This window comes from Pseudomonas sp. GM24 (assembly GCF_000282235.1).
In the GTDB taxonomy this organism is placed as follows: domain Bacteria; phylum Pseudomonadota; class Gammaproteobacteria; order Pseudomonadales; family Pseudomonadaceae; genus Aquipseudomonas.
In genome coordinates this window covers 1-9,338 of the sequence record NZ_AKJR01000262.1, presented here as the reverse complement: position 1 = coordinate 9,338, position 9,338 = coordinate 1, and the positions used below count along the sequence as shown (strand labels likewise).

Below are 9,338 nucleotides of genomic sequence, written 5' to 3'. Positions count from 1 at the left end.
AGCAAGCCTTTTTGGTTACTTTTTCGGCGTCTGGAAAAAGTGACCCGCCGTAAGGGCGGAACCCTAATCAGCCACACCCGCAGCAACGGATAGGCCCCCCAATCACCCAGCCACATTCCTCGAAGGCTTGGGAAACAAATTATCCAGCGTTTCCAACAACCTGACGTAATAAATCGGCTTGCGAAACAGATCCACCACCTGCAACCGCAACAGATCACTGACGTCTTCCATATCCGCATGCCCCGACATCACAATCACCGGCAAATGCTGCCGAGAAGTATGCTCACGCAACCGCTTGATCAACGACATCCCGGACTCCTCCGGCATACGCAAATCAGTAATCACCAGCGCGATATCGGGATGGCGAGTCAGATGATGCAACGCCAGCTTCACCGACGTCGCCGTATGGCAAGTAAACCCTTCACCCTCCAGCAACTCTGCCAACTCCAGCAACGCGTCCTCTTCATCGTCAACCAGAAGCAACTGTTGGCGCGGCAGCGAAGGAGCATTCATGGGCAATCCCTGAAAACTGAAAGTGAACCCGAGTGTAGCGCGGCATCAACCAGGCATCAGCTTCGTTCAGCTCAGGACGGCGGTGCGGGGGCCGTCACGGCAGTGCCGCCCAGTGCCACCAGCAAATTGTTGAACATCACCAGTACCCGGGCGCCAACGGGGGTGACGAACACGATGACCACCACCGCCACCATCGCCACGACAATCGCATACTCGATTGCCGACGCTGCTTCAGTACTGGCAAAGAAGCCGCGGACACGCACTTTCAAATAATCAAAGAGCATCGCAATTCTCCTCGCCAGTCAGGGCCTGGTTACCGCTGTGCCACCCAGCCCGGTCAGAATGTTATTGAAGTAAGCCAACACCCGGTTACCCAGCGGAGTGACAAAAGCCACAACGACTACCGCAACCATCGCCACCACGATCGCATATTCGATCGCCGACGCGGCTTCTTCGTTTTTGACCAGCAAACGGACTCTGGCCATCAAATAATCGAGGATCATCCGACACATACGACTACTCCTTTGCGCCTTTGGCGCCAATGTCACGCTGCAGCGGCCAAGACCCACCGTGCCATTTGAGCATTGTCAACAAACCCCCGCCCAACAACTGTAAGAACGGATTAATCACAAAGGATTAATCACATCGCGAAGTTGCCGATTGCTGCTGTTAATTGGCCAAGACTCATACTTTCGTGAGTTATTTTCCTGTCAGTAATGGCGTTTTGGCTTGGATCAGCTAGCGTGGAAATAGCGAAATAGTTGCATGTTCATAGCTGCCGGATTGGGAACTTCTCTCGTTAGCAAGTGCGGTGGGTAGTGCAGCAGGAAAGGGAGAGCCGTCATGAACAGTCGCGTCACCATGGGCCTTGCAGCCATCCTGTTATTGGGAGCCATTTTTGTCGGTTACTGGGGACTGGTACTCAGTCGTCAACCAGCGCCCGTCGCCGCCGCCCCCGTCGCCCCAACTGTCACCGTTGAAAAAACTGTCGCGATCGCCGAAGACCAGACCCGCCAACCGGTAGTGGTGTTGCTGCACGATGTGCCGCCGTTCACCGCACTGACGGCCGCCGATGTCACGGTGGAAAAACTGCGCAGTGCCCCGGCCGGCAGCTTGAGCAATGTCGATCAGGCCATCGGCCGTACACCTTGGCGGCACCTCAGCGCCGGCACCTGGCTGAATGATGAAAGCTTCAGCGCCGGCGGCTCACTGGCACGCATGATTCACCGCGATGAGCGCGCATTGACCGTGGCGGTCGACGAAGTGATCGGCGCGGCTGGACAACTGATCCCCGGCGATTACGTCGATGTCTTGCTCTACCTGCGCCAGGATTCCAGCAACCTCGAACAATCGGCGCAGATCGTTCTACCGGCCATGCGCGTGCTTGGGGTGGGTGATCAGTACGGCCTGACCAACGACGGCCAACCGGCATCGCCGGCCCTGAGCGCCGATGAAAAACTCAAACAGGATCAACGCCGCATCGCCGCGCGCACCGTAGTGCTGGCAGTGCCGGAACAACTGCTCAGTCGCCTGATGCTCGCCACACAAGCCGGCACCTTGCGCCTGGCCGTACGCAGCAGTGAAGAACAACGCCTGGCCAAGTACTGGGCCGGCGAAAATCAGTCCGCGGCCCATGTCGACACGGCTAACCGACAACTCTTCCAGTTCACCCAACTGGCCATGGGCGCGGCACCGAAAGCCCCCTCCAGCGGCGGCTCCGCTGGCGCTGCACGGCCGGCGGTGGAAATCATTCGCGGCAATCAGATCACCCAACAAAACCCATGACTGCGCAAGGATCCAAGGGCATGCAGAGTCGTTTCAGGCCGACATTCAAAACCATGCTGCGCGCCCTGCTACTGATGGGTCTGTCGATGGACGCTGCGTTCGCGGCGGTCAGCAACTGTTCGGCACTGGGGCGCATGCCGCCGGTGATCGAAATCGGCGAAGGGTTTCAACAGGACGTGCAGTCCCCGGTAGCGATCACCCGTCTGGCGATTGGCGATCCGAAAATCGCCGACGTACACGCCAACGGCAGCTCGTCCTTTCTGCTCACCGGTGTGGCGCCCGGCGCCACCAGCCTGATGGTCTGGACGTCGTGCTCAAGCGAGCCGCGCCAGAGCATGGTGTTCGTGCAGGGCGCCGCCACCGCTGCGTTGAGCAGCAGCCTGCCGTCGGATGATCCGAGCCTGCCGTCGCAAGTGCAGACCGACATCCGTTTCGTCGAAGTCAGCCGCACCAAACTCAAGGAAGCCACCGCCTCGCTGATCGGCACGCGCGGCAACTTTCTGTTCGGCTCGCCCGGCACCCTGCCCCCCATTGATGGCGTGCCGCAGCCACGTCTGCCGGTGGACAACTCACTGTTCAACTTTTCGTGGATCGGCGGCAAGACCATGGCGATCATCAATGCCCTGGAAACCAGCGGCTTCGCCTACACCCTCGCACGGCCGAGTCTGGTCGCGCTGAACGGTCAGAGCGCAAGCTTTCTGGCCGGCGGTGAAATACCGATTCCGGTGCCCAGTTCCGGCAGCGACAGCGTGTCGATCGAATACAAGGAATTCGGCATCCGCCTGACTCTGACGCCGACCATCATCGGCCGTGATCGCATCGCGTTGAAGGTCGCTCCGGAAGTCAGCGAACTGGACTTCAGCAATGCCGTACAAATCGCCGGCACCACCGTGCCCGCCCTGACCATCCGCCGCACCGACACCAGCGTGTCACTGGGCGATGGCGAAAGCTTCGTCATCAGCGGCTTGATCAGCACCACCAACAGCTCGCAGGTGAACAAGTTTCCCGGCCTCGGCGACATCCCGGTGCTCGGTGTATTTTTCAAAGGCTCGCAGATCAAGCGCGAAGAGCGCGAACTGCTGATGATCGTCACCCCGCACCTGGTGCAGCCATTGGCCGCCGACGCCCAGCTGCCATCATTACCCGGGGAAAAACTGCGCAATTACGACCCGAATTTCTATCGCATGTTTTTTCTTGAAAACGGCAACTTCGACAAGCGCAGCGGGTTATCCCAATGAGCCAGAATCTGAGCCAGACCTTTCTCGCCATCACCCGCAACAGCACCGATCTGGAGTGGCTGCAAGGCGCGCTCGCGCCGCTCGGTCAGGTGGTCAGCGCCGGTGGCGGCAGTCTCGACGAATTGCTGGCACTGGTGGACGTGACCTTTGCCAGCCTGGTGTTCGTCGGCCTGGATCGCGAACACGTGGTCGCCCAGAGCGCATTGATCGAAGGCGCGCTGGAAGCCAAACCGATGCTGGCAATCGTGGCCCTTGGCGACGGCATGGACAATCAGTTGGTGCTCAATGCCATGCGCGCCGGCGCCCGGGATTTTGTCGCCTACGGTTCGCGCTCCAGTGAAGTCGCCGGGCTGGTGCGGCGCTTGAGCAAACGCCTGCCGCCCGTGGCACCGAACACGCAGTTGGGTGGCCTCACGGTCATGTATGGCGTGCAGAGCAGTTCCGACGGCGCACTGCTGGCCAACCATATGGCCTTGGTGGTGCAAAAGAGCGGTCAGCAAACCTTGTTGCTCGACCTCGGGTTGCCGCGCGGTGACAGCCTCGCCCTGCTCGGGCTGGAGAGCTCGTTTCACTTCGGCGATGCCTTGCGCCACCTGCGCAGGCTCGACGCCACGCTGATCGACAGTGCCTTCACCAGCGCCGAGGCCGGCTTGCGCATTCTCGCCTACGCCAGCAACGATGAACCGCTGGAAAACACCAGCGCCGCCGAGCTGTACATGTTGCTCAGCGCCTTGCGCCAGCACTTCCAGCACATCGTCGTGAACCTCACCGGGCAGACCGACAGCGAAGCCTTGCGCACCTTTGTCAGCCACTGCGACAAGTTGCTCTGGTACACCGATCAGAACGTGCTCAACTGCCGGCGCAACCTCGCCGTGCTCAATCTGTGGCGGGAAAAAGGCATGAAGCTCGACCACGGACGCCTGCTGATCGACCGCTACCTGAGCAACGTTGCGCCTAATTCGGAAACCCTCGGCAAAACCTTCAACCTGGAAGTGATCGCCACGCTGGCCCTCACCCCGGAAGTGCGCCTGAACGCGAAAAACCAGGGCGTCAGTCTGTTCGAACTGGCCCCACGGGAAAAACTCACCCAGAGCCTGCGCGCCCTCGGTGAAAGGTTAGCGAAACGTTCCGAGGGCCTGGCCAAGCCTAAAGTGACCTGGTTCGACCGCTTGCGAGGCACCTCATGAGCGCAGAAAAACTTTTCGGCGCGGCGCCCCGCAGTGGCGTCGGCAACAGCGATCACGAAGGCCTGAAACTGGTTCTGCATCGCTACATCATCGACGCCCTCGAAGAGTCCGGCAAAAATCTGCTGGAAGGTTCTCGTCAGCAACTCGCACAGTTCGTCACCGACAAAGTCGCCGAGTACATCGCGCGTTTGCACCTGGCGATTTCCCGCTACGAAATGGAACGGCTGGCCGAAGAGATCGTCGACGAGTTAACCGGTTTCGGCCCGCTGGAAGTGTTGCTGCGCGATCAGTCGGTGACCGAGATTCTGGTCAACGGCCCGCACCGGGTGTTCATCGAACGCGACGGTGTGCTGCACCAGAGTGACCTGCGGTTTATCGATGCGCATCACGTCGAACGCGTGATGCAGCGCATCCTCGCGCCACTCGGTCGGCGCCTCGACGAATCTTCGCCGATGGTCGATGCGCGCCTGCCGGATGGCAGTCGGGTCAACGCGATCATTCCGCCGATAGCCCTCGATGGACCATGCCTGTCGATCCGTAAATTTCGCAAGGACATGCTCAAGAGCAGCGACCTGATGGCCATGCAAACCATCGACCTGTCGATCTTCGAGTTTTTCCAGAATGCCGTCGGCAAGCGCTGCAACATCCTGATCAGTGGCGGCACGGGCACCGGCAAAACCACGCTGCTGAATATTCTCAGCCAGTTGATCAACCCGCACGAACGTCTGGTGACCATCGAAGACGTCGCCGAATTGCAACTCGGCCACCCGCACGTGGTGCGCCTGGAGACCCGTCCGCCGAATGCCGAAGGCCACGGTGAAGTGAAGGCCAGCGACCTGATTCGCAACGCCCTGCGGATGCGCCCTGACCGAATCATCCTCGGCGAGATTCGTGGCGTCGAAGTGGTCGACGTCCTCACCGCGATGAACACCGGTCACGACGGCTCGATGAGCACCGTACACGCCAACAATGCCCAGGATGCCTTGCTGCGTCTGGAAACGCTAGTCGGCCTGACCGGCCGCTCCATCGCCGAACGCACCCTGCGCCAGATGATCTGCGCCGCCCTCGACGTGATCATCCAGTTGACGCGCATGCCTGACGGGCGCCGCTGCGTCAGCGAGGTCGTGGAAGTGGTCGGCATTCGCGAGGACGTCTACGTCACCAACACCCTGTTCCGCCTCGACCGCCGCAGCGGTTTCGGCTTCCTGCGCGAAGCCGTCAATCCGGCCGGCGACAAGCTGCGCCACGAGGCTCATCTGGGCTGACGGCAAGGAGCACCGAGCATGCTGGGACCGATCATTCTCATCGTTATCTGCCTGACGCTGCTGGGGCTGTCGATTCGCCTGTTTTTGCAGGGGCTGCGCAAGACCGCAACGGAAAAAGTCCTCAATCGACTGGCCGCCGGGCAACCGCAACTGGCTGCCGAAAAACCGGTGTGGGTTGGCCTGGAACGGATGTTTCTGCGCGCAGGGCTGGGCCGCCCGACCGAGCGTTTCGGCCTGTGGCTGAGTCTGTGGGCGCTGGCGATGGCACTGGGTTATTTTCTCGCCGACTGGATCGGCCTGCTGCTGATGATCTTCATTCCGCCCCTGGCGTTACGGCTGTACATCGCCGTGCTCTACCAGCGCCGGGTCAAACGGATGATCGAGCAACTGCCACAGTTGCTTGATCACACCGTGCGTAGCCTGAAGTCCGGGCGCACCCTGAGTGACGCGGTCATGGGCGGCATCGAAGCCAGTGAAGATCCGCTGAAAAAAGCCATGGGCCGGGTCCAGCGCAACGTGCAATTAGGCGTGAACTTGCCGGATGCCGTCAGCGACTTTGCCGAACTCTATGAACAGGACGAACTGCGCATGTTTGCCCTCGGACTGAAGGTCAATCATCGCTACGGCGGCAATGCCAGCGAACTGCTGGAGAACCTGATCAAACTGATCCGCGAACGCGATCAGGGCGCGCGGCAACTGCGCGCCCTTACCGGCGAAACACGCATGACCGCGTGGGTGCTCGGCTCGTTGCCGTTGCTGCTGGTGAGTTACTTCATGCTGACCAACCCCGGCTACATGCTCGGGATGTGGAACGACGCGAGCGGGCAGCACATGCTGATCAGCGCCGCCGTGTTGCAAGTGTTCGGAAGCCTGGCGCTGTGGCGCATGTTGCGGAGCGTTTGACATGGTCTGGCTCGCGGCTCTGATGTTGCTGCTTGGCGCCTTGATGCTGGTGATCAATCACCTGCTGGTGGAGCGCCGTCGAGTGCGCCAGGTCAACCAGCGCCTGCAAGGACAACTGGTGCGCGAGAACCGCTTCGGCAGCTGGTTGCGCGCATTGGGCAGCAGTAAGTTCGGGCAACGCTCGGTGAGCATCGACAGCGAAACCCAGACCCTGCTCAACCGTATCGGCTGGCGCCGCGCCAACGAGCGAGCGCTGTTCGCGGCCTGCCAGATCGGCACGCCGTTGCTGACACTGGGCCTGGCGATCTTTCTGCAAGAAGTTTTTTTCCCTCAGGCCAGCAACCGCTGGATCGTGCCGATGCTCGCTACCGGCGGCGGCTATCTGCTGCCCAAACGTCTGCTGGCTTACGCAGCGACGCGGCGGCAGAAAACCATTGCCGTGGAGGTGTCGACGTTCATTCCGCTGCTGCGCATCCTTTTCGAATCCGGCATGGCCGTCGAACAAGCCCTGCGGGTACTCAGCATTGAAGCGCAAAAACTGCTGCCGGAACTGACCAGCGAACTGCGCCTGATTCTGGCCCGTGTCGACAGCGGCCTGGAACTTGGCCAGGAGTTGAACAAAGCGGCGGTGATGCTCGCCGTAGATGAATTCAGCGACACCTGCGTGATCCTCCAGCAACTGATTCAACAGGGTGGCGGCGCGATGAAGTCGCTGCTGGCGCTCAAGCAACTGCTGGATGACCGCCGCCTGACACGCCTGCAGGAATACATCTCGAAAATGTCGGCGAAGATGTCTGTAGTGATGATGCTGTTTTTGTTTCCGGCACTGCTGATCGTCCTCGCCGGCCCGGGCTTCACCGCCATTGCCCGCGCGTTTGCAAACTGACCTTGCTCATGGAGAGCGTTTGATGAAAGTACTGATAGTCATGGCAAGTCTGTTGCTGCTCGGCGGTTGCGCCACCGACGGCCAGGCACCGTGGACGGCGCTGCTGTCACCGAGCAGTTGCAGCAAAATGACCCAGGAGCAGGAGCTGGCCCTGAACCTCGCGGACGACCTGGCCAACGACGGCAAACTGCACGCCAGCCTGGCCAACCTGCAAAGCCTGCCGGACAACATCAGCGAAGTGCGCCTGCGCAAAGCCAAGGTCTATCGCTTGCTCGGCCGCAGCGAAGCCGAGCCGCTGTACCGCGGCCTGCTCGGCGGCTGCCTGACCGCCGAAGCCGAACACGGCCTCGGCCAACTCTACGCCGCCCGTGGCGACAACGGCCAGGCCCAGGCCCACCTGCAACGCGCCGCGCGCCTGGCGCCCACCGACGAAAAAATCCGCAACGACCTGGGCGTTGTCTATCTCAACCAACTGCGCCTGAACGACGCCCGTTTCGAATTCCTCACCGCGATCGAACTCAAGCAGAACAACCAACTGGCGACCCTGAACATGGTCACCCTGTTGCTGTACCAGAACGACTGGCCACAAGCTGCCGAAATCATCAGCCGCGCGAAACTGACCCCGGAACAATTCACCGAAGCCCAGCAACGCGCAGAAAAACTCAAAGCCCCGGTCAAGGCCAAACCGGCCACCAGCAATCAAGTGGCCGCCGTCGCTGACCCGTTACCGTCATCGCTCAAGTAAGGAGACAGCCATGCATCCCTTAAAAGGTCTCTGCTACCTGACCCTGCTCAGCCTGCCCCTCAGCGCCGCCGCCATCGACGCCGGCCCCGCCTCGGCGCAACAACAAGAGACCGAAGGCTGGCTGGTCCTGCAAAGCCGCAACAAAGCCGCCTCGCCCAAGCCACAAACGGCGACCGCGACCGAACGGGATCTGGCGATGCAGCGGTGGCTGAAGAAGTACAAATACGAGATTCCGGATTTTTATGATCCGGATGCGGGCGGGAAGATCGAGAGCAAGAATTAGTGATGGGGTGACCTTGCGAGCACTTTCGCGAGCAGGCTTTCGGTATCGATTTTCGGATGGATGAGAAACATCGTGCTGGGCTGGCGGGGTTTTGCAGATTCGGGGCAGAGGTAGAAATCGAGAGCGCGTTTGATGGCTTCGCGGTTCTTGACGAGGTCGTCGGCGCGGATGGCATCTTCGAGCGGGGTGGTGGGTTCGTGGGGTGGGTCGGGGATCAGTTTGTCCATTGAAACAACTCCAAAGTCTTTGCCGCCACCCACTGCCATTCTCACGGGGCAAAAGGTGGCAGCTGTATGCGGGGTGAGAATACCGGTTATGGACACCCGGCCAGACCGAAGTCTGCCCGCACACAGCCGCCATGACACATTGCAGACAGCAGACAAGCTGGCGGCGATTATGCGTGCACAAAGACTTGATGACCATAAATTGCCGGGTTCTCACACCCGATCGCTGAGTGTTCAGCGACAGCCAGAGACTAAAGAGCGCACGTCCGACGGACAACCTGAAAACCGTGTGGGAAGGTTCCGGTTATC

Annotated in this window: 11 protein-coding genes and 1 pseudogene; 8 read left to right on the top strand and 4 right to left on the bottom strand. The window is 60.5% G+C overall.

The features are described 5' to 3' along the window. Nucleotides 1-102: 102 nt before the first annotated feature. The 3 genes from PMI23_RS25885 to PMI23_RS25875 all read right to left on the bottom strand — a co-directional run bounded on the left by PMI23_RS25885 (nt 103) and on the right by PMI23_RS25875 (nt 1,016). Nucleotides 103-513, bottom strand: a complete 411-nt coding sequence (locus tag PMI23_RS25885) for a response regulator (protein WP_007914653.1) — start codon at nt 511-513, stop codon at nt 103-105. A gap of 71 nt (nt 514-584) precedes the next feature. After that, a complete protein-coding gene (locus tag PMI23_RS25880) occupies nt 585-797 on the bottom strand; it encodes a Flp family type IVb pilin (RefSeq protein WP_007914651.1) in 213 nt (70 codons plus the stop codon). Nucleotides 798-815: 18 nt separating this feature from the next. After that, complete coding sequence (locus tag PMI23_RS25875) at nt 816-1,016, bottom strand: Flp family type IVb pilin (RefSeq protein WP_042705039.1); 201 nt, start codon at nt 1,014-1,016, stop codon at nt 816-818. 340 nt (nt 1,017-1,356) lie between these two features. Between PMI23_RS25875 and cpaB the strand changes: the two genes are divergently transcribed. Genes cpaB through PMI23_RS25835 form a run of 8 tightly spaced genes read left to right on the top strand, consistent with a single transcriptional unit; the run spans nt 1,357 to nt 8,805 of the window. Then, nucleotides 1,357-2,298, top strand: coding sequence for a Flp pilus assembly protein CpaB (gene cpaB / locus PMI23_RS25870; protein ID WP_007914647.1), 942 nt, complete (start codon nt 1,357-1,359; stop codon nt 2,296-2,298). Between the two features lie 20 nt (nt 2,299-2,318). Continuing rightward, nucleotides 2,319-3,536 (top strand): type II and III secretion system protein family protein, encoded by a 1,218-nt coding sequence (locus PMI23_RS25865; RefSeq protein WP_007914644.1) that lies wholly within the window; start codon nt 2,319-2,321, stop codon nt 3,534-3,536. Beyond that, complete coding sequence (locus tag PMI23_RS25860) at nt 3,533-4,723, top strand: AAA family ATPase (protein ID WP_007914643.1); 1,191 nt, start codon at nt 3,533-3,535, stop codon at nt 4,721-4,723. Before PMI23_RS25865 ends, PMI23_RS25860 begins: the two co-directional genes overlap by 4 nt. Further along, on the top strand, nt 4,720-5,988 hold the full coding sequence (locus tag PMI23_RS25855) for a CpaF family protein (protein ID WP_007914641.1): 1,269 nt from the start codon (nt 4,720-4,722) through the stop codon (nt 5,986-5,988). Before PMI23_RS25860 ends, PMI23_RS25855 begins: the two co-directional genes overlap by 4 nt. An 18-nt stretch (nt 5,989-6,006) precedes the next feature. Beyond that, nucleotides 6,007-6,891 carry a type II secretion system F family protein gene (locus PMI23_RS25850; protein WP_007914640.1) on the top strand — a complete coding sequence of 295 codons (885 nt, stop codon included), beginning with the start codon at nt 6,007-6,009 and terminating at the stop codon, nt 6,889-6,891. Nucleotide 6,892: 1 nt separating this feature from the next. Beyond that, entirely contained in the window at nt 6,893-7,777 is an 885-nt protein-coding gene (locus PMI23_RS25845; protein WP_007914637.1) for a type II secretion system F family protein, read from the top strand. Nucleotides 7,778-7,799: 22 nt separating this feature from the next. Further along, a complete protein-coding gene (locus PMI23_RS25840; RefSeq protein ID WP_007914636.1) occupies nt 7,800-8,522 on the top strand; it encodes a tetratricopeptide repeat protein in 723 nt (240 codons plus the stop codon). A 10-nt stretch (nt 8,523-8,532) separates the two neighbouring features. Further along, nucleotides 8,533-8,805 (top strand): DUF3613 domain-containing protein, encoded by a 273-nt coding sequence (locus tag PMI23_RS25835; RefSeq protein ID WP_007914635.1) that lies wholly within the window; start codon nt 8,533-8,535, stop codon nt 8,803-8,805. 26 nt (nt 8,806-8,831) lie between these two features. Here PMI23_RS25835 and PMI23_RS25830 read toward each other — a convergent pair. Then, a pseudogene (locus tag PMI23_RS25830) lies at nt 8,832-9,032 on the bottom strand (hypothetical protein); the annotation flags it as partial. Between the last annotated feature and the right edge of the window lie 306 nt (nt 9,033-9,338).